This window comes from Acrocarpospora catenulata (assembly GCF_018476525.1).
GTDB classification, from domain to species: Bacteria; Actinomycetota; Actinomycetes; order Streptosporangiales; family Streptosporangiaceae; genus Acrocarpospora; species Acrocarpospora catenulata.
Window position 1 is genome coordinate 25,669 of sequence record NZ_JAHCST010000041.1, and the last position, 20,589, is coordinate 46,257.

Here is a 20,589-nt window from a genome sequence, read left to right on the forward strand (position 1 = left end):
ATGGATGCGGAAAGTGATCACCCTGTTGACGTCAGCGTGCTCGTCCCGGCGTTCAACTGCCGTGCGTACCTCGACCGGTGCCTGACCTCGCTGCTGGTCCAGCGGGTCAGCAAGGAGATCATCGTGGTGGACGACGGTTCCACCGACGACAGCCGATCCCTGCTGGACCTGTACGCCCGGTACCACCCCAACCTCACCGTCATCTACCAGGCCCACACCGGCACCCCGGCCAGCGGCCGCAACCGGGCGTTGTCGCGGGCCCGCGGCCGGTACGTGTACTTCTGCGACGCCGACGACTACCTCGGCCCGCAGGCCCTGGAGAAGCTGGTGGCCGCCGCCGACCGCACCCGTGCCGACATCGTGGTCGGCAAGGTGGCCGGTCACGGCCGCAAGGTTCCCATCTCGATGTTCCGGGCCAACGCCGACCGGATCACCCTGCTCGGCAGCACCGTCTACAACAGCCTCAACTGCTTCAAGCTCTTCCGCAGGTCGTTGCTGGACCGGCACCGCATCCGGTTCGACGAGACGCTCCGGATCGGCGAGGACATGGAGTTCACCGCGCACGCCTACTGCCACGCGGACGTGATCTCGGTGGTCGCCGACTACGACTGCTACCACCTGGTGGCCAGGGAGGACGGCACCAGCCTGATGCAGGAGCCGGGCAGCCGGGAGCCGCTCTCCTGGCTGCGCATGGTGCGCCAGCCGATCCGCCGGGTGGCCGAGCACGTGCCGCCAGGGGCGCTCCGCGACCACCTGCTGCTCCGCCACTTCACCTACGACATCCTGGCCCAGCTGGGCGAGCCGTTCCTCGGCGCCGACGAGTCCACCCGGGAGAAGATCGCCATCGAGGTGGCCGACCTCTGCGCCGAGTGGCTCACCGAGGGCGTGCGGACCCGGCTGAGCGCCACCGACCGCGCCCGCCTGGCCTCGCTGACCGACCCCGACCGCCTGGTACGGCTGGCGCGGGTGCAGACCGCCCCGCTGCGCCGCCGGCTGACCGGCCTGGAGTGGCAGGACGACCGGTTGCTGATCTCCGGAACCGTCGCGCTGGCGGGGTTCGACGGCGCGGTCGGCCTGCTGCTGCGGGAGCGTTCCCGGCGTACGGAGCTGACCGTCCCGGTCACCCAGGTGGCCGACCTGTTCAGCGCGTCGGTGGCGGTCGCCGGGCTGGCCACCGGGGTCTGGGACGTCTTCGTGGCGGTGGAGTGCGAGGGCATCCGCCGGATCGGGCGTTTGGGGCCCGACCGGGAGCGGCGTGGCGTCAGCCCGGTGCCGCGGTTCACCGGCGGGGTGGTGGCGCTGCCGTACCTGACCCGGCCGTACGGGAATCTCAGCCTGGACGTGGGCGGGCATGTGATGCGGGTGCCGGCCTCTGTGCGGTTGACCCACAGCGAGTGGGTGGAGCGGCGGTTACGCGTCGAGGGGCTGGTCACCGTGGGGGGCCGGCCGGGGGCCTCCGCGGTGCGGCGGCTGGTCTGGCGGGAGCGGCGGACCGGGCAGGAGCGGCTGGAGAACGCCCTGGCCACCGGGTCCCGGGCGTTCGTGGCCGAGACCCGTCCGCTGGGGCGGGGGATCTGGGACGCCTACCTGGAGCTGGACATGGGTGGGCCGACCGCGCGATTTCCGGTCAAGGTGACCGAGCCCAAGGCGCTGGAGCGCACCCGGATCTGGTGGAGCGGCCCGGTCCGGTGGACGGCCCGGCCGTACGCGACGGCGGTGGGGCACCGGCTGAGTGCGGCGGTGCGGCGGACCAGCGTGCTGGGGCTGGCGAGGCGGTGGTTGCGGCAGTGGCGGCGGTGACCCGACCGGTCACGCTCCGAACATGGGAACGTGTGCTCGAATGATGTGGTAGCCTGCAGGTGAAGTTCGAACAAACATTCGCTCCATCCGGTGCTTCGCTTAATGCGAATAATTCGCAACTGCTCTAATGTTGTGGCAAGAGTTCGCAAAACACGGAGGTCACTGCCGTGCACGTGCCTGATGGGTTCTTCACCGCGTCTGTGTCCGTGGCGGCGGGCGTGGTCGCCGCCGCCGGTGTCGGCGTCGCGCTGCGCAACGCCCGCCAGGAGCTGGACGACCGCGCCGCGCCGATGGCCGGCCTGGTGGCGGCATTCATCTTCGCCGTCCAGATGCTCAACTTCCCGGTGGCCGCCGGCACCAGCGGTCACCTGCTCGGCGGCGCGCTGGCCGCCATATTGGTCGGGCCCTACACGGCCGTGCTCTGTATGGCGGTGGTGCTGCTCGTGCAGGGCTTCTTCTTCGCCGACGGCGGGCTGACCGCGCTGGGCGTCAACATCACCCTGATGGGCATCGTCACGGCGGCCGTGGCCTGGGGGGTGTTCCGGCTGATCGTCCGGGCCGCGCCGGGGAACCGGGCGGCGGTGGTGGCGGGCTCGTTCGTGGCCGCCCTGGTGTCCGTGCCGGCCTCGGCGCTGACCTTCGCCGCGCTGTTCGCGGTGGGCGGCACCGCGCCGATCGACGCGGGCGCGGTGGCCGCGGCGATGGGCGGCGTACACGTGCTGATCGGCATCGGCGAGGGTCTGATCACCGCCGTCACCGTGAGCAGCGTGCTGGCCGTCCGGCCCGACCTGGTGTACGGCGCGCGTGGCCTGGCCAAGCCGCTGGTGCTCCGCACCGCCGACGGGGAGCGCGAGGTGGCCCCCCAGCCCGTGTCGCAGCCGGCCCCGGAGGGGCGCCCGTTCCGGCCCTTCCTGGTGGGCGCCGGGGTCGTGACGCTGCTGCTGGCCGGAGTGGTCAGCTTCTTCGCCTCCGGCGACCCCGACGGTCTGGAGCGGGTGGCCGAGGACAAGGGCTTCCTCGGCCAGGCCGGGGAGCACCAGTTCGGCGGGTTCGCGCTGGCCGACTACGGCGACGTGGGCGGCATCCCGGTCGGGGTGGCGGGCGTGATCGGCGTGCTGATCACGCTGGCCGTCGGGGTCGGCGTGGCCTATCTCGCTCGGCGGCGCAGGGCGAAGGCCGTCGCCTGACATGGGCTTGAGCACTGAAATCGGCAGGGGGCGCTGAGGTGGGCGCGGGGCATCACCATCAGCTCTACCGGCCGGGGGACACGCCCGTGCACCGGCTGCCTCCGCAGTGCAAGCTGCTGGCGGTGGTGGCCTTCGCGATCGTCGTGGTGGCCACCCCGCGGGAGCGGTTCTGGGCCTTCGGGGCGTATGCGGTGCTGCTGGCCGGGGTGGCGGTGGTGGCACGGGTGCCGCCCGGGTTCGTGATCCGGCGGATGGTCGTCGAATTGCCGTTCCTGCTGTTCGTCTTCGCCATTCCGGTTATCGGGCTGGGGGAGCGGGTCGAGGTCCTGGGGCTGGAGCTGAGCCGGGAGGGGCTCTGGGCGAGCTGGAACATCCTGGCCAAGGCGACCCTTGGGGTGGTGGCCTCGATCCTGCTGGCGGCCACCACCGAGCCCCGGGCGATGATTCTGGGCGCCCAGCGGCTCCGGGTGCCGCAGTTGCTGGTGCAGATCGCCATGTTCATGGTCAGGTATCTGGACGTCATCATGGACGAGACCCGGCGCATGCGGGTGGCCCGGGAGTCGCGTGGGTTCCGGGCCAGGGATCTGCGCCAGGCGCCGATTCTGGCCAAGTCGGCCGGGGCGCTGTTCATCCGGTCGTACGAGCGGGGAGAGCGGGTGCACCTGGCCATGCTGAGCCGGGGCTACACCGGCACCATGCCGGTTATTTCGGATATGTCGGCAGGGGTGCGGCAATGGCTCACCGCCGGGGCGCTGCCGCTGGCCGCGGCGGCCGTCGCCGTGCTGACCACCCTGCTCGCCCATCTGCCAGGGCTGGGGCTGACATGACGACCGCGGCCGAAGCGGGGGCCGAGATGAAGGTCAGGCGAGGGCGAGGGCGGAGATGACGCTGGAGGTTCGTGATCTGGCCTATGCCTATCCGGATGGGACGCAGGCGCTCTTCGGGGTGAATCTGTCGATTTCGCGTGGTGAGCGGGTGGCTCTGCTCGGTCCCAACGGGGCCGGGAAGACGACGCTGGTCATGCATCTGAACGGCATTCTCACCGCCGGCCACGGTTCGGTCCGGGTGGCGGGGCTGCCCGTGGAGAAGGGCAATCTTCAGGAGATCCGGCGCCGGGTCGGCCTGGTCTTCCAGGATCCCGACGACCAGCTCTTCCTGCCCACCGTGCGGGAGGATGTCGCGTTCGGCCCCGCCAATCTGGGCATCCGGGGGGCCGAGCTGGAGCGCCGGGTCACCGAGGCCCTGGCCAGGGTGGGCATGCTGGAGGTGATCGACCGGCCGCCGCACCACCTGTCCTTCGGCCAGCGCAGAAGGGTCGCGGTGGCCACCGTGCTGGCCATGGACCCGGAGATCCTGGTCCTGGACGAGCCCTCCTCCAACCTCGACCCCGCCTCCCGCCGCGAGCTGGCCGAGATCCTGCGCTCACTGGACGTGACGATCCTGATGGTGACCCACGATCTCCCCTACGCGCTGGAGCTCTGCGAGCGTTCGCTCATCCTCTCCGGGGGCACGATCGCCGCCGACGGCCCGACCCCGGACCTGCTGGGCAACCCCACGCTGCTCGCCGCACACCGCCTGGAACTGCCCTACGGGTTCGCGGTTCCGCAAGGCGTCCCGGATCAAGCACCTCACGCACGGTGATGCGGAAGTAAAGTGGGCCTCGCGAGGAGGTCCACCATGAAGCTGCGGCTCGCGCGGAGGTCACTCTCCGGTGCCGTCGTGGTCGCCGTCGAGGGCGAGCTCGACCTGTTCACCGCCCCCTTCCTGCGCGACGAGGTCCGCGACGCGATCAAACAGGACGGCGCCACCCTGGTGCTGGATCTCACCGCACTGTCGTTCATGGATTCCAGCGGCCTGAGCGTGCTCATCGAGGCCTGGCGGCTGGCCACCGGCGAGGGCGGCGGGGTGACGCTGGCCGCGCCGCAGGCCCCGGTGGCCCGGATTCTCCGTACCACGGGGCTGGACCGGCGGATCAAGGTGTACCCGGACGTCGACACGGCCATTTTGGGGCACCCCGAGTAGAACTTCATTCGGTTGGCAAGTTAGGGTCCGGCTATGGACCTGAAGGATGCAGCAGCAATCATCTCCGGCGGCGCCAGCGGTCTCGGTGAGGCGACCGCGCGTGAACTGGCCGGTATCGGCGCGACCGTGGTCATCGCCGACCTCAACGAGGAGCGCGGCAAGGCGCTCGCCGGTGAGCTCGGCGGGGTCTTCGTCCGCACCGACGTGGCGGACGAGGGTTCGGTGCAGGCCGCGGTGGACGCGGCGGTGGCCACCGGGCGGCCGCTCCGCGCGGTGATCAACAGCGCCGGGATCGGGTGGGCCTCCCGTACGGTCGGACGGGACGGTTCCCCGCACGACCTGGGCGCCTTCCGGAAAGTGATCGACGTCAACCTGATCGGGACCTTCAACCTGATGCGGATCGGCGCGTCGGCCATGGCGCGGACCGAGCCGGTGGGCGAGGACAAGGCGCGCGGTGTCGTGATCAACACGGCCTCGGTGGCGGGTATCGAGGGGCAGACCGGTCAGGTCGCCTACTCGGCCTCCAAGGGCGGCATCATCGGCATGACCCTTCCCGCGGCGCGGGACCTGTCGGTGATCGGGGTCCGGGTGCTGACCATCTGCCCCGGCATCATCGACACCCCGATCTACGGCTCCGGCCCGGAGGCGGACGCCTTCAAGGCGCAGCTGGCCGCGCCCGTGCCGTTCCCCAAGCGCATGGGCCGGGCCTCGGAGTTCGGGCACCTGGTCCGGACGCTGATCGAGAACGACTACATGAACGGCGAAGTCATCCGCTTCGACGGCGGCATCCGATTCCAGCCGAAGTGAGGTCCCCGATGTCCGACGAGGTCCTGGTAGAAAGCGACGGCGGGGTCGCCGTCATCACCATAAACCGGCCCAAGGCCAGAAACGCGGTGAACGGGGCGGTGGCCCGCGGCATCGCGGCGGCGATGGAGGAGCTGGACGGGCGGGCCGACGTGTCCGTCATCGTGCTTACCGGTGCGGGCGGCACGTTCTGCGCCGGGATGGACCTGAAGGCCTTCCTGACCGGGGATCTCCCGATCCTGGAGGGCCGGGGCTTCGGCGGCCTGGTCGAGTCGCCGCCGAAGAAGCCGCTGATCGCGGCGGTCGAGGGGTACGCGCTGGCGGGCGGCTTCGAGCTGGCCCTGGCGTGTGACCTGGTGATCGCCTCGGAGGAGGCCAAGTTCGGCCTGCCCGAGCCCAAGCGCGGCCTGGTCGCGGTGGGCGGGGGCGTGCTGCGGCTGCCCCGGCGCATTCCGTACCACGTGGCCATGGAGATGGCGCTGACCGGGGATCACTACCCGGCGGCCCGTCTGTACGAGCTGGGCCTGGTCAACCGGGTCACCCCGGCCGAGGGCGCGCTGGCGGAGGCGGTGGAACTGGCCAAGAACATCGCGGCCAACGCCCCGCTGGCCCTGGCCGCCACCAAGAAGATCATCGTCGAGTCCGTGGACTGGTCCCGGGAGGAGATGTTCGCCAAGCAGGGCGAGATCTCCGACCCGGTCTTCGGCTCCAAGGACGCGATGGAGGGCGCGGCGGCCTTCGCCGAGAAGCGCGCCCCGAACTGGAAGGGCGAATAGTCGGGTCTCCTGGGGGAAGTCCGCGTTCGTGGCCGGGAGTGCGTACCGTAAAGGCATGAGCGAAGGACTTCCCCCTACCGCCAGGGAGCGTACGGCCAGTCTGCTGGCCGGGGCGCTCGGCAGTGCCCTGGTCATGGTCTTCCTGGTCGGTGGCATGTGGCTGCTGGAGGTGATCGACTACGTCGGCGGGGGCAGTCTCGACAGGTACGGCATCGTGGCCCGGGATCCGGACGGCCTGGTCGGCATCCTGGCGGCGCCGTTCCTGCACGCGGGCTTCGGGCATCTGATCGCCAACTCGCTGCCGCTGCTGATCCTGGGATTCCTGGCGGCCATCCGGGGGCTGGGCAAGTTCTTCGGCGCGAGCCTGATCATCGTGCTGGTGAGCGGGATCGGGGTGTGGCTGATCGCGCCCCCGAACACGGTGACCATCGGCGCCAGCGGCCTCGTATTCGGATATTTCGGTTATGTAGTGGCGCGAGGGCTTTTCGATCGCCGGATGCTGGACATCGTCCTCGGCGTGGTGGTGGCCGGGATGTACTACTCGATAATTTTCGGGGTGCTTCCCGGACAGGCCGGAATCTCCTGGCAGGGCCACCTGTTCGGGCTCATCGGCGGAGTGCTGGCCGCCTGGCTGCTGCGCCGCAGACGAGAGAACTGACAGAATCATTCCTGTGAATTTGGGGCCCCTGGAACGTGCGATCATGGACGCGGTGTGGGACGCCAAGAAGTCCCTGCTTATCCGTGAAATCCAGGAGAAGCTCAACGAGGGCGCGACGAAGCCCCTGGCGTACACCACGATCCAGACCGTGGCCGAGCGCCTGGTTCGTAAAGGCCTGCTCAGCCGGGCCCCGGAACGCAAGGCGTTCCGGTACGGCGCGGCCCGCTCCCGCGCCGAGCACCTGACCGAGCGCATGCTCGGGGCGCTGGCCGAGAGCGAGGACCGCTCACCGGTGCTCAGCCGGTTCGCGCAGAGCGTCGACCTGGACGACGCCCTGCGCCTGCTGGACGAACTCGCCCGCCGCGCCGGGCGAGGCCCGGCCGGGCAGCCACCCGGCTGGGTGCCCCCACCCAGCCCGGGCGACAAGGAAACCGGCAAGGAAACCGGCGAGAACCGGGAAGGCTAGAGCCGCTCGACCACGTAGTCGACGCAGCCGGTCAGCGCCTCGATGTCGGCCGGGTCGATGGCCGGGAACATCGCGATCCGCAGCTGGTTGCGGCCGAGCTTCCGGTACGGCTCGGTGTCCACGATGCCGTTGGCGCGCAGCACCTTGGCCACCGCCGAGGCGTCCACCGTGTCGTCGAAGTCGATCGTGCCCACCACCTGCGAGCGCTTGGCCGGGTCGGTCACGAACGGCGTGGTGTACCCGGTCTTCTCCGCCCAGGTGTAGAGCCGGGTGGAGGAGTCGGCGGTGCGCGAGGTGGTCCAGGCCAGGCCGCCGTTGTCGTTCATCCAGTCGATCTGCTCGGCCAGCAGGAAGAGCGTCGCCACCGCCGGGGTGTTGTACGTCTGGTCCTTCGAGGAGTTGTCGATCGCGATCGGCAGGCTGAAGAACTCGGGAATGTACCGCCCGGAGCCGGCGATCTCCTCGACCCGGGCCAGCGCGGCCGGGGAGAACAGCGCCACCCAGAGCCCGCCGTCGGAGGCGAAGCTCTTCTGCGGCGCGAAGTAGTACACGTCGAAGTCCTCGGCCCGCACAGGCAGGCCGCCCGCGCCGCTGGTGGCGTCCACCAGCACCAGGGAGTCACCGGAGCCGACCCGGCGGATGGGCATGGCCACGCCGGTGGAGGTCTCGTTGTGGGTGAGGGCGTAGACGTCCACGCCGGCCTCCTCGACCGGCAGCGGGTGGTCGCCCGGGTCGGTGGCGATGACCGAGGGGTCGGCCAGCCAGGGCGCCTTCTTGGCGACCGCGCCGAACTTGGACGAGAACTCGCCGAAGTGCAGGTGCTGCGACTTCTCCCGGATCAGGCCGTGTGCGGCGATGTCCCAGAACGCGGTGGTTCCGCCGTTGCCGAGCACGACCTGGTACCCCTCGGGGAGGGAGAACAGGTCGGTCAGGCCGGAACGCACCCGGGCCACCAGGTTCTTCACGGGCTGCTGGCGGTGCGAGGTGCCCATCAGGCTCGCGCCCGGCCCGGCCAGGGCGGCGATCTGCTCGGGACGTACCTTGGAGGGCCCGCAGCCGAAGCGGCCGTCGGCGGGCTTGAGGTCAGCGGGTATCACGATGTCAGCCACTCGCCCAAGCGTACTGAGCGGCCCCCCTGATCCAGACCCCGGTCCGCATCATGAGATGTGTACGGACCGGGATCTTTGCTGCTTATTGGGGTGTTAGTGACCTCCGTCGGCCGGGTTTTTGTTCAGCGAAGGTGAGCAAATCCACACTCTGGTGTGGGGGCGCGTGATCGGCAGCGAGGGTAACGGCACGCGGCCGGATGTGCGGATGTCCGCTCACCTCCAACTGCGGCACCCCGCCGACCCCCCCGTCATCAGGAGAAGAGTCATCTCATGGGGTTGCCTGACGGGAGGATGTATGACAACCACAGTGCCACTAACTGTCCATCAGCTTCTCAATGAAATGCACGGATTCAGTGGCGTTCAAGGCGCGTGCCTGGACCTGTTCGAACGCTGCGGTGTACCGGCCGACATCCTTCGCGCTCTCGATCAGGTGCCCTCTTTCGAGCATCTCCACATAGACGATCCTCGGATCCTCGCCGTTGAACCCGAAAATGCAGAACGGAAAACCCATCGCCTGGTGCGGTCCGGCGCTGAAGGGCAGCACCAGCACTGTGGTGTTCTGCCGATCGGCATCGGTGAGAAGCCTTCTGAACTGCTCGCGCATGACCGTCGGGTCGCCGACGGACCGGCGCAGCGCCGCCTCGTCCAGGACGACGGTAAGCGCTGGCCCGTCCGGATCGGTGAGGATCCGCTGCCGGGTCATGCGCAATTCCACCTGCCGCTGTATCACGTCCAGCTTCGCGTCGGTTCGGGACAGCAGGCACGCGCGCGCGTAGTCGGGGGTCTGCAGCAATGCGTTCACGAGGCTGTTCTCGTAGATGAGGATGGAGGCCGCCTCATCTTCCAAGCTGAGTATGGTCTCGGTTCCCTCCTCCATGAGGTCGGAGTATCTGGACCACCAGCCCTTCTTGCGCGCCTCGCGCACCACCTGAAGCAGTTCCTCGCGGTGCGGCCCTTCGACGCCGTAAAGATCCAGCAAGTCTCGGGCGTCCTGGATGCGGACTGCCACTTGGTTGTTCTCGATACGGCTGATCTTGGCTGGCGAGCACTCGAGATGCTCGGCGACCTCCTCGAGGGTCCGTCGCGCGTTGGTGCGGAGCCGGTGTAGCTCGGCGGCGAGCCGACGTCGCTGCATCACGGGACTCCTACCTCTTGCCATCGTGCATCCCGCTTCCATGACCTTCGTCGTTCACTGTGTCGGATTCTGGATCATACATTCTGCAATTTTCATTCCGTCGGATCCATCCTATCTCTTGCAAGATCCTCCCTAGGTGAAGGAAAGCACATGTCTGTCCCGCAACGCCCCACTACGGGCGATTCCGGCAGAAGCGCAGAGCGCGTGTTGACGCTGGCCGCAGCGCTTTGCATGGCTCTTGGGTGGCCCGAAGGGGCTGTCATCTGCCTGCTCTCGGCCCTGGCCTGTGTCCTTCCGGCCCTGGTCAGATGGGTGTATCGGGTGAGCCGTAACTGGTGCCGCCGTCAGGATTCCGGTGCCGACCAGCCTGGGAACGACCCTTCCTCCTAGACCAGTCATGCCCAAATCCCCTCGCAAGTTGCAAATCTCTCTTTGAAAGGTTCATACTGCAAATCTCATCAAGCAAGTCCTAGGGGCCTACCCGGACACTCATGGATGAAGGGCCGCGATGGGGCAGAGTCCTGAAAGTCGCCATGAACGACGCAGAACGATCGGCGACATCCTCCGGAGGCACCGCGTCACCGCTTCCGTGGCCGCTGACGACGCCGGCGAAACCCTTGGCTGGTCACCGGAACGGCTCCACCGGGTGGAGAAGGGCCAGGCGGTCATTCGCATGGTCGAAGCCAGAAACCTGCTCCGCTTGTACGGCGTTGCCGACCAGCCTCTGCTGGATCTCGTGTCGCGTACCGATCATTGGTGGGCCAAGTACTCCGATCTCGTCGGGGAGTCCTTCGAGTCCTTGCTTGTCCTGGAGGACGGGGCGACCTGGCTGCGCACGCATCAGCCCAGCCTCGTCCCGGGGCTTCTCCAGACCGACAGGTACGCCTGGGAACTCATGACCACGCTCAGCGACCAGCCTCTGGAGGCGATAGCGCAGCGCGTTGAGGTGCGCGCGGCCCGCCGGGCCGTCCTGACCCGCGAACACCAGCCACTGCACCTTGCGGCCGTCATCGACGAGGCCGCGTTGCGGCGACCGGTGGGAGACACGTCGGTGATGCGGGAGCAGATCGAGTGGCTCATCGAAGCCGCGGGCCGCCCCAACGTCGAGATACGGGTCCGCACGCTGGACACGGGCCCGGACCTGGCGATGGGCTCCAGCTTCCACATCTTCGGCTTCGCGAACGGTGATCCGCCAGTAGCGCAGCAGGAGTTGCTGGATCGAGAACAGTTCACCGACCAGAGTGACGACGTTCAGCGGTACCTGCGGGCATTCGAGCACGCGACGGTGAGATCGCTGAATCCAGAGCAGTCGCTCGCCTTCATGACCACGCTCGTCCGCGCCTGAGAGACGCTCATGTCCCAATGTTCAGACCAACATGGACAGGGCGCCGTGACCGAGGGGGCCACGGCGCCCTGCTTCTTTCTCAGGAGTCACCTCAGGTCGAATTCACCCGCCCTGGTTCCCGCCAGGAAGGCCTCCCACTCACTCCGGGTGAACCGCAGCACCGGCCCTCGGCGGTCCTTCGAGTCCCGCACGAGGATCTCGTCGAGCACGAAGGCCACCTCTACGCAGTTGTTGTTGTCCGCACCCGAGTACGTGCTCTTCGTGAAAGCCGGCATCGGCCGCTGGCTACCGCTCATCGCGCTCATCTCCCTGGTCTTGAGGCTTTCGCCGCGTGTCACAGCAGGCTCGGCGGCAGAGGTGGGAGCGCTACGGGGGGCGGAACAGGGTGCTGCGCGACAGGAACTGCGACGACCCGAAAACGGAGGAACGAGTAATGACTGAGAACAACCTTCCCGTACTTCCCCAGCCGGACGTGCGCTTCCGTCTGTATGGCCCGACCGAGGTGACCTCGGATGGCCTTCCGGTGGACCTCGGTGAACCCAAGGTGCGGGCGTTGGTCGGCGCGCTGGCCCTGGCGGGCTCGAAACAGGTGCGGAGGGAGGAGTTGATGGCGTGGCTCTGGGAAGAGCCGCAGCCCGAGGGAGCGCGCGCCGAGTTCTACAAGGTGGTTTCCAAGACCCGGAAGCGACTGGAGAACCTCGGCTTCGACCTCAGGCGCGATGGATCGCTCTACCAGCTGGAGGTACCCGCCGACCGCGTGGACGTCCACGTTTTCCGGAGGGATACGCAACAGGCTCAGCAACTCCTCGGCAAGGACGATCACCAGGCCGTGAAACTGCTGCGCCGTGCGCTGGAACTGGCGAACGGCGACCTTATGGCCGACCTCGAGGGGCGCCGGATCGACGGGCTACGCCACCAAATGAACGAGACCCGCAGACTGGCCACCTTGAACATGGCCAAGGCACGCCTCCGGTTGGGACAGCATCACGAACTGATCGGCGACTTGACCGGCGAGCACATCCGGCATCCCGGTGACGAGATGATCGCCGAGCTGCTGATGACCACGCTGCACCGGGCGGGTCGTCAGGGCGACGCCCAGCGGGTCTACCGCGAGCTACGTCGCCGCTTGCAGGAGACGCTTGCCACCGACAACCTGCGACGTCTCGATGATCTGTACCAGCGCATGCTCAACCACGATCCCGAACTCGACCCTCCGGCTGAGGAGCCGGTGGACGCCGACGCGCCAGGGTCCGCGAAGGCCAAGGACGGCCCCGACGAGCAGGTACGGCGTGAGCGGCCGAAGACCACAGGGTCGGAGGTCCACATCGAGTTCAACAAGAAGGTCATCGCGCCTGGATCGGTGTTCGGCATCTCGAACACGTTCCGTACCTGAGCGAGGTGAGTGCCATGAATGGAGACGAGCAACGGCCGGAATCGGCCACGGCGGAACCTGAGGAACTGGCACCTGCGGCCGCAGCCAAGGCGATGCGGTTCAACCAGAGTGCGTTCACGACCTTCAACGGCCCGGTTCATGTCGATGGGGTCGCGGCCTTCGGCATTGCCAACGCGGTTTCGGGATCCGGTGCGCACCGGCTGGAAGGGCAGGTGCCGCCGGGTGTGATCAGGGATGCCTGCGACAAATACGCACGCCCAGAGAGCTACGCCTTCGCGCTGAAGGCCCTCCGCAGCGACCGGGTCATCGTCCTGTACGGCCCACGTGGCTCGGGCAAGCAGACAGGCGCACTCAACTTGACGCGCGAACTCGGCGATGACCGTGCTCTGATCATGCTGCGCCACGACCAGACTCTTGAGGATCTTGCCAAGCGCGACTACCGAAGCGGCGCCGCGTACCTCGTTCTGGGCTGGTCAGGCGCCGACGCGGATTCCGACGGCGTAGACGTCGCCATTCTCGCGCTGGCCGAGAAGATCCAGGGAGAAGAAGGCACCCATCTCATCATCACGAGTGAGCGGCCGATTTCAGCGCTCGTGGCGCAATTTCATTGGGAGCGTCCCACCCTGGAAAGCATCCTGTGCGCGTACGACGTGCGAGAGGTGGAGGTCGACAGGGAAGTTCTGGAGGAGCACAGCCTGGCGGATCTTGTCCTGTTCGCGCGCAATCTGGCGGACGGCATGGACCCCCAAACCTCACTCGGCGGGCTCGATCTGGCCAACCGGCGGAAGGTCGTGGCCTGGTTCGACTCCGAACCTACGCCCCATGAACTGCTTGAAGTGGCGGCTCTCGCCTTCCTCAACGGCTTACCGGAGAACAAATTCGAACCCTGGTTCGAGCGCTTGGCCGCTGCGATCATCCCTCCGCCGACTGAGGCTGAGGGACCGTTACAGCCGAAGGCGCTGTCCCAGACCAGGAAACGGGATGAGCGGTCGCTGATCACAGTCGTCAAACGCGCCGCCACTTCTCCGGAGGCCATCCCCGGCCAGACCAGACGTTGCGTGGAGTTCAAATCCCCGAGCTTCCGAGTCCATGTGATCGCCGAGTTGTGCGGTCGCTACCCCGAGAAGTTCTGGCGGCCGCTGTTCGGCTGGCTCAACGAGATCATCCGCACCCCTGATCCCGAAGTGCGCGACCTGGTCACCTACGGCCTGGCGCTACTCGCCGCACACGACTTCGACAGTGTGCGGGAAGAGTTTCTGCAGCCATGGTCCGCTGGAGAGTACGGTCTGCGGGCCTGGACGGCCGCGGCGAACGTGCTGTCCTACATGTGTTTCGACGACACAGTCGCGCCACTGGCACACAGGACCGCGATCAGGTGGTCGCGGAGCGAGAAGGTGCTGCGCCGATGCGCGGCAGCATTCGCGTTCTCTCATGCGGTCGGTGTGCTCTACCCGGCTGACGCGCTACGGCATCTCTGGCCGCTGTCCGAACGGTCCGAGACCGCGGAGAACGGCGCCGCGGCGATCGTTCTGCTGTACGTCACGCTCACTACTGCCGGCACCGGCGACAACAAGGTGGTCCTCAAGGACCTCATTTCGCGGATGCGTTGGCTCCGGCAGACCGATATGGCCAGGCTCGGACACACCATCGACATCGCTGTGAACGTGCTTGGAGTGCAACTGGAGGAGCGGTCGGTGTCGGCGGAACATCTGCGCGCGCAGTCGGCCGACGCTCCGATTTTCGGCGAGCTGTGGGCGCTGAGCGTGGTCAATCGCCCCAGACGCAGGGCGGTTTTCGCCGCCATTTTCGACATTCTCGCTGAGATCGACGACGGCGATGAGGACCTGCCGGGCGCGGCCATCACCGCGCTCAGAGCGGCGCTGCCCGTGCACGAGCGCCGTCCGTTCGCAGTCGAGTTCGTCAGATACGCAATGTCCCGGGCCCCAGAGGACACGCCGCGGTTTGTCTCTCGCATCACATCGACCTTCAAAAGGGAGCTCCGATGAGTACGTCATATCCGATCATCACGCAGGCCGCCCTCGGGTCGGCCGGCAAGCGCTGGGCCTTCGGGTTGGGCGCGCGAGTACGGGCAGCCGATGAGATTCCCAGTCCGCTCGCCCACGAGGCCGTTGTCCTCACCGACGGGGTCAACTACACCAGTAGCAAACACAAGCGTCTCGATCGGCGCGCCGCAGCCACGGTCAACGCCACCAGCTACTGCGTGGTGGACATGACACGCGACAAGCTGCTCCCCGTACAGCTCCCACTGCAGTCGAGTGGCCTGGACGAGTTCACACTGCGCGTCACCTTCGCCTGCACTGTCAACGACGAGATCGTTGTGGCGAAGGTCGGCCACCGGGATTTGACCGATGCCCTCCTGACGTACTTGAAGGGCTATCACAAGCTCTATCAGCTTGGTCTCCAGCACCCGATCGAGTCAGTGCACATCGTGCAAGAAGATGCCCAACTCGAACTCAGCGTCTATACGCATGCGTCACCGATGGTGCTGCTCGGCATGCAGGTTGAGCTGTCGAGCGTTGAGGTGCTTACTCCCGCAGGGGTTCTCGACGAGCAGCGCAAGCTGGAGGAGCGACTTCGCGAACACAAACGCAGGCAGCATGAGATCGACCTGGAGCGGGAGCTTCAGACCAAGCAACGCTCGTACGAGAGGGATGACAAGCTCGACGAGCACCGGTTCACCCGCGAACTTTCCCGTGAAGAGGGGGAGACCGAGCGTGAGCGATTGGAGCGGAAAGCCCGTGAATCGCGGATGATCCGCGATCACCAGCGTGAAGAATACGAGTTCGATCACGAACAGAGCCAGCGCGCGCTCGCCGCCAAACTCCGTCAGGCCAAGATGTTTGGCCAGGAGACCGCTGATGATCCGTACGCGGTGATCTCCTACGCTGTGGCGAGCGGCGAGTTGAACTCGACTGAGCTGATTCGCCGCCTTGACGAGGATGCCAGGCGGCGACGCGACGATGAACTGCGTGCGGAGCAAGCTCGGGAAGACAGAGTCAACCTTCGAATCGAACGCGAATGGGAATACGAACTCGACGAGCGCCGTCACCAACACGAGTTGGAACGGCGACAGCAGGAGATCGACGCGTCGGCTGCCGAACGTAGTAACGACCTGGAACGCGACCGGGTGCGACTCGACATCGAGCGGGAGTCCGACTCCAGGAACTGGGAAGCCACTCGGGAAGACCGTGCCTGGACGCGGAAGAATGAAAAGCTCCGCCTCGAACACGACATAGCCCTCGCCCAGCAGCAGATTGAGGCCAGCCGCCGAGACCAGGACCGGCAGTGGGAACAGGAGCAGGCGCGCCTCGCCCATGAGAGGGAGCTGCGGGCGCAGGAACTCGCTTCCAAGCGCGACGAGTACAGGTGGAGAGATGAGAAGGAGCAGAAGGCCTGGGAGCGCGAACAGAAGGCACGCGAGCAGGAGCGAGCAGAACGGCGTGAGGCCGAGAGCCGGAAGCTGAAGGCACAGATCGCGCAGACCTTGATCGAGCGCGGTCATGTCGATCACACAGGCATGGCGGATGTCATCCTCAGCGTCGTCCAGGACATCACGAACGCTTCTCCGCCGGGCGAGATCGTGCAAGAGGAGGTGCCCGAGATCGCCACTGCGGAGGTGGTCGAGGACAGCACGCTTCCGCCTCCCCACACCGGTTTGCCGGAGGAGGAGATCGGATGACCGAGATGACCGAGTCGATGGTCCGTGACACAAGCCAACATGACGGCGGCGGGCAGGGTGAGCCGCCACCTGTCCCGCTAAGGCGGAGATCAGGCCCGAGCCGCTTGCTCCGTGCTCTGATCGGCGTCCAAGAGAATGTGCTGGACTGGGTGCCGGAGGATCGCCCGAAATTCACCCGTACGGGTGCGATCGTGCTGTGCACCGCACTAATCGCCGGGCTGTCGATGTGGATCGTCCTCCATGAGTTCCTGCGAGCGTCGCTGCCGATGAGTATCGCAGGTGCGGCATTCTGGGCCATCGTGATCGGAGTCTTCGACAGCTGGCTGATCTCCAGTTCACACGGAGTGATCGGACGCGGTCGTTTCTGGGTGCTGGTGCCTCGACTGCTGATTTCGCTGCTGATCGGCATTCTGATTTCGGAGCCGGTAACGCTCAAGATCTTTGAATCGGCGGTCGTCGAACAGATCAAGGCGGACAACCAGGCGGCTGTGGAAAACGTGGGCAAGGGATATGGCAACTGCTATCCGAAGCCGACGGCGGGTGCGGACTGCGCTGCGTACAAGCTCAGCATCAGTGCACCGGACTCCACCGAGCTTGATCGGTACAAGGGTCAGCGCACACAACTGCAGGACGTGTTGAAGCCGCTGAACAAGAAACTCGACAAGTTGAATGCGGCCGTGGCCGAGGAATGCGGTGGGTTCAAGACGGCACACACCAGCGGCCTGGCCGGCCCTGGATGGCGTTGCGCGATGCGCAAGGAGCAGGTGAAGACGTTCCGCTCCGACCATGGCGTGGCAGAGAAAGAGGGACAACTCAACGACCTGAACAGGAAGATCACGACGTTGACCACCTCACTTGGGGTCAGCACCGTGAACTACGAGCGGGAGGTCACCCGGCAGATCGAGGCCAAAATGGCGGAAGAGAGAGACAAGCACGCCGCCACGCCGGGGATCCTTGAGCGGTTCGAGGCGCTCAGTTCGCTGGCCTCCAGGAGTTGGGCAGTCTGGTGGGCGCATCTGCTGCTCGCTGGACTACTCATTGTTATCGACTGCTACCCCGTGCTCACCAAGCTGATGAGTGCACCCAGTGCGTACGACCGCAGGATCGCAGCCCAATTGGAGAGCAAGGAGCGGCTGCACGACAACGACCTCCGGCTGAACGAACGACTGCGTACTGGCGATGGCGACGTGCGGCTGCATCAGGAGGAGGCGCGAATCCGACATGCGATGGAGGAGAGCGACTTCGACACGCGATTGCGGACCGCCAGGCGTGAGGCTGACCTGCGGGAGCGGATCGACGCCTTGATCGAGCAGGCCAAGCGAGCCCGCAGCGCCCGCCAATCGACCTTTGCTGAATGAGCCCGATTCGGCGGTTGAGTCGCGTCCCAGGGCAGCAGGCTCCCTTCCCCGTCCTGGGTGATCAGCCGTGAACATCCGGGCGGAATAAACCGACAATAAGCTCTTAAAGGGAAATATCAAGAAAAAATGGGCGGGGTGGGGATTGTGGGGGCGTTGATCGTTGGGGTGGCGCAGAATGGGGGCAACGAGGCGAAAGGGTGCGGATGATCGCGGCTGATCAGCGGCGGCTCCATGAGGTGGTCCAAGGGCTGTTGCGGCGGCCGTCGTTCTGGCGTGGCGATCCGCCGTTGCCGATCCTGCACCTGGTCGGGGAGGAGCGGGAGGCCGGCGAGGCCGCTCGGGCGCTGGCCGCGCCGTTCAAGGGCGGCCTGCCGTACGCGGCGCCGGAGGACGTCCGGGACGTGGTCGCGGTGGTGGACGCGCTGGCGGGGGAGAACGGCAACCTTGGCGCCTCGGTGAGCGGCTCGTTCCTGCCCGCCCCGAGGTTCCCGCTGGCGCAGTTCGTGCTCTGGGCCCGCGAGCAGCGTGAGAAGACCCCGGAGAACTGGACCGCCGCCTGGCCGCCCGCCCCCGAGTCCCGCCTGGGCCAGGAGGAGTTCCGGGCCCGGTACCGCAAATGGCGCTGGCAGCGGTACGGCGAGCAACGCGTCCGCCGTACCGCCGCGGACTTCGTGGTCCGGGCGGCCACCACCTGGGTGCCGGTGGGCATGGTGGTGGCGCTGCTGGCCGGGTGGGACGTGGTGGACCTGCTCTCGCTCATCCCCTGGGTGGCCGGTCTGGTGATCGCGGGGGCCGGCACCGCCGTCCAGGCCACGCTCTCCATCCGGGGCACCTTCTTCTCCGGCTGGTTCCGCCGCCACCAGTACGTGGGCCTGCGCCGCAGGCGCTTCGAGAGCCGCTACAAGTACGCCCTGCGCCTGTCCAACGCCCCCGTCGCCGAGCTGGACAAGCTGCTGGTGTACGCGATGGTGCAGGACCTCCGGCAGGCGTACCAGAAGTGGCTGATCCCCTGGCCGAGCTGGGGCCGGGGCTGGTACTGCCTGCTGGTGCTCCCGTCCGGGACCCGCTTCCTCGAGGTGCTCCGCCAGGTGATCGCGGAGACCGGCAGCTACCCGCCCATGCTGGTCATCGTGGGTGGCCCGGAGATGCCACTGGTGGTGCGGCCGGTCCCGCCGGTCCGCACTCTGGACCAGCTCCCCGAGGCCGTCGCCGAGTGGCGGGCCGCGCAGGAGCTCAAGGTTCCCGAGCTGTACGTCCCGGTGACGGTGGACGACGCCGAGACGACCGGGATAGGAGCCTTCCGGCCCAGCCCGTTACGCGCGTTCGGCTACTGGGCGGCGGTCGCCGTGCTGGCGTTCGGCCCGGTGGCGGTGGTCGGTCAGACCTGGATCGGCTGCGGTGGCGGGCTGCGCGAGGAGAACGCCCAGTGCGTGGGCCTCAGCGACGATCTCAGGGAGATCAACCCCGACCCGCTGCTGGTCCCCATCCTGGAGCGGATCGAGGAGCAGAACCGCGCGGTGACCGGCAACCAGCGGGTCATCACCGTCTTCTACCTGGGCCCGCTGACCTCCAAGGGGCACCGGGACGAACAGATCAGCGGCTCGGCCGGGGAACTGGCCGGTATCGCGGCCCGGCAGCTGGCCTACAACCGGCTGCGCACCTGGCAGATCCGGGTCGAGTTCGCCAACGCCGGGCAGAACTTCGTCAGCGCCGCGTACGCCGCCCAGATGATCAAGGATCGGGCGGCCGGGGACCCCAACGTGGCCGCGGCGATCGGCTTCGCCTGGAGCCGTACCGAGACCCAGCAGGCCATCCGCCTGCTCAGCGACGCGCACATGCCGATGCTGAGCACCACCAACACCGCCGACACCACCCCGCTGCTGAACGGCAGATCCCCCTCCCCGTCCTTCTTCCGGATGGCCGCCCCCAACTCCGCCCAGGCCAAGGCGGCCGAGTTCTGGCTGAGCAAGGGCCTGCCCGGCGGCAAGCCGGTGCCGGCGGAGCGGGTGGCCGTGCTGGTGGAGCTGGACGCGGCCAAGCGCGAGCTGTACAGCCAGGACCTGGCCAACGGCCTGACCGCCCCGCGCGACGGCGTGGCCCCGCCGTACGCCGCGGCCCGCAGGTACGAGTTCCAGGACCAGGACTCGCTGTCCGCCATCGTGGACCAGGCCTGCCAGGACGGCGCCCAGGTCCTCTTCTACACCGGCCGCGCCGGCTACCTGGACAACCTGATGGACACCAGGGAGCACCAGTGCGCGGACGGTGTGCGGGTGCTGGCCGGGGACGAGGTGACCGGCCGGGTGGCGCAGATCCTGGCCGACGGCTCGGCGGTCAACAACCCGGAGATCTCCTTCATCGCGCTCAACGACGCCCGCGCCGAGCAGTCCGGCAGCGGCGCCGTCAACGACTCCCAGCGGGAGATCGAGGCGTGGATCGGGCAGGTCGTCCGGCAGCGCGGCCCGGAGGTCTCCCGGGTGCACGCCCGCATGGGGTACGACGCGCTGCTCGCGGTCACCAGCGCCATCGACCAGATCAAGGCCACCACCGTGGACGACTCGGTGAACGTCGCCCAGAGCGTGGCCTACAACCTGCGCGGGCTCGGGGTGGACGGGCAGGTCCAGGGGGCGACCGGGAGTTTCTTCTTCTCCACCGACGCCAAGTTCCACACCGCGCTGCCCCGGGAGCTCTGGCTGTTCTCCAGCGAGCGGGGCGAGAAGGTGCCGCTGTTGCGCGGCAGGTGCACCGTGGACGAGAAGGCGCCGGGCACGGCGGAGCTGGCGGTCGGCTGCTCCCTCGACAAGGAGACGCCCGGCCGGTGACGCAATGACGCCCGCGG

18 protein-coding genes are annotated in these 20,589 nt (G+C 67.5%); 15 read left to right on the plus strand and 3 right to left on the minus strand.

Annotation, left to right across the window (positions count from 1 at the left end; translation table 11 throughout):
- From KIP79_RS31220 to KIP79_RS31260, 9 genes are all read left to right on the plus strand, one after another.
- Entirely contained in the window at window positions 1-1,800 is a 1,800-nt protein-coding gene (locus tag KIP79_RS31220) for a glycosyltransferase family 2 protein (protein ID WP_214108539.1), read from the plus strand.
- Between the two features lie 167 nt (window positions 1,801-1,967).
- Entirely contained in the window at window positions 1,968-2,987 is a 1,020-nt protein-coding gene (locus tag KIP79_RS49735) for an energy-coupling factor ABC transporter permease (protein WP_214108540.1), read from the plus strand.
- Between the two features lie 38 nt (window positions 2,988-3,025).
- On the plus strand, window positions 3,026-3,814 hold the full coding sequence (gene cbiQ, locus KIP79_RS31230) for a cobalt ECF transporter T component CbiQ (RefSeq protein WP_214108541.1): 789 nt from the start codon (window positions 3,026-3,028) through the stop codon (window positions 3,812-3,814).
- 55 nt (window positions 3,815-3,869) lie between these two features.
- Entirely contained in the window at window positions 3,870-4,628 is a 759-nt protein-coding gene (locus KIP79_RS31235) for an energy-coupling factor ABC transporter ATP-binding protein (RefSeq protein WP_214108542.1), read from the plus strand.
- Window positions 4,629-4,664: 36 nt separating this feature from the next.
- On the plus strand, window positions 4,665-5,009 hold the full coding sequence (locus tag KIP79_RS31240) for an STAS domain-containing protein (protein WP_214108543.1): 345 nt from the start codon (window positions 4,665-4,667) through the stop codon (window positions 5,007-5,009).
- Window positions 5,010-5,042: 33 nt separating this feature from the next.
- Entirely contained in the window at window positions 5,043-5,816 is a 774-nt protein-coding gene (locus KIP79_RS31245; RefSeq protein WP_214108544.1) for an SDR family NAD(P)-dependent oxidoreductase, read from the plus strand.
- Between the two features lie 8 nt (window positions 5,817-5,824).
- A complete protein-coding gene (locus KIP79_RS31250; RefSeq protein WP_214108545.1) occupies window positions 5,825-6,589 on the plus strand; it encodes a crotonase/enoyl-CoA hydratase family protein in 765 nt (254 codons plus the stop codon).
- A gap of 55 nt (window positions 6,590-6,644) precedes the next feature.
- Window positions 6,645-7,247 (plus strand): rhomboid family intramembrane serine protease, encoded by a 603-nt coding sequence (locus KIP79_RS31255; RefSeq protein ID WP_250214127.1) that lies wholly within the window; start codon window positions 6,645-6,647, stop codon window positions 7,245-7,247.
- 13 nt (window positions 7,248-7,260) lie between these two features.
- Window positions 7,261-7,713: a BlaI/MecI/CopY family transcriptional regulator gene (locus KIP79_RS31260; RefSeq protein ID WP_214108546.1), complete on the plus strand. Its 453-nt coding sequence runs from the start codon at window positions 7,261-7,263 to the stop codon at window positions 7,711-7,713.
- Here KIP79_RS31260 and serC read toward each other — a convergent pair.
- Window positions 7,710-8,822: a phosphoserine transaminase gene (serC, locus tag KIP79_RS31265; protein WP_214108547.1), complete on the minus strand. Its 1,113-nt coding sequence runs from the start codon at window positions 8,820-8,822 to the stop codon at window positions 7,710-7,712. The two genes, KIP79_RS31260 and serC, sit on opposite strands and share 4 nt — an antisense overlap.
- Window positions 8,823-9,135: 313 nt before the next feature.
- The gene (locus tag KIP79_RS31270; protein ID WP_214108548.1) at window positions 9,136-9,957 is read right to left on the minus strand and encodes a helix-turn-helix domain-containing protein; all 822 of its coding nucleotides are present in this window, start codon (window positions 9,955-9,957) and stop codon (window positions 9,136-9,138) included.
- 508 nt (window positions 9,958-10,465) lie between these two features.
- Between KIP79_RS31270 and KIP79_RS31275 the strand changes: the two genes are divergently transcribed.
- On the plus strand, window positions 10,466-11,302 hold the full coding sequence (locus KIP79_RS31275; protein ID WP_372453720.1) for a DUF5753 domain-containing protein: 837 nt from the start codon (window positions 10,466-10,468) through the stop codon (window positions 11,300-11,302).
- Between the two features lie 86 nt (window positions 11,303-11,388).
- Here the strand turns inward: KIP79_RS31275 and KIP79_RS31280 are convergent, their stop codons facing one another.
- The gene (locus KIP79_RS31280; RefSeq protein ID WP_250214128.1) at window positions 11,389-11,577 is read right to left on the minus strand and encodes a DUF397 domain-containing protein; all 189 of its coding nucleotides are present in this window, start codon (window positions 11,575-11,577) and stop codon (window positions 11,389-11,391) included.
- Between the two features lie 110 nt (window positions 11,578-11,687).
- On the opposite strand from KIP79_RS31280, the gene KIP79_RS31285 reads away from it, so the two are divergent.
- The 5 genes from KIP79_RS31285 to KIP79_RS31305 all read left to right on the plus strand — a co-directional run bounded on the left by KIP79_RS31285 (window position 11,688) and on the right by KIP79_RS31305 (window position 20,572).
- Complete coding sequence (locus tag KIP79_RS31285) at window positions 11,688-12,695, plus strand: AfsR/SARP family transcriptional regulator (protein WP_214108551.1); 1,008 nt, start codon at window positions 11,688-11,690, stop codon at window positions 12,693-12,695.
- A 14-nt stretch (window positions 12,696-12,709) separates the two neighbouring features.
- Window positions 12,710-14,701 (plus strand): hypothetical protein, encoded by a 1,992-nt coding sequence (locus KIP79_RS31290; RefSeq protein ID WP_214108552.1) that lies wholly within the window; start codon window positions 12,710-12,712, stop codon window positions 14,699-14,701.
- The gene (locus KIP79_RS31295; RefSeq protein ID WP_214108553.1) at window positions 14,698-16,395 is read left to right on the plus strand and encodes a coiled-coil domain-containing protein; all 1,698 of its coding nucleotides are present in this window, start codon (window positions 14,698-14,700) and stop codon (window positions 16,393-16,395) included. The genes KIP79_RS31290 and KIP79_RS31295 overlap by 4 nt, the downstream gene beginning before the upstream one ends.
- Window positions 16,392-17,753 (plus strand): DUF4407 domain-containing protein, encoded by a 1,362-nt coding sequence (locus tag KIP79_RS31300; protein WP_214108554.1) that lies wholly within the window; start codon window positions 16,392-16,394, stop codon window positions 17,751-17,753. Before KIP79_RS31295 ends, KIP79_RS31300 begins: the two co-directional genes overlap by 4 nt.
- Before the next feature lie 203 nt (window positions 17,754-17,956).
- Window positions 17,957-20,572: a type 1 periplasmic-binding domain-containing protein gene (locus KIP79_RS31305; protein ID WP_214108555.1), complete on the plus strand. Its 2,616-nt coding sequence runs from the start codon at window positions 17,957-17,959 to the stop codon at window positions 20,570-20,572.
- The last annotated feature ends 17 nt before the right edge of the window (window positions 20,573-20,589 follow it).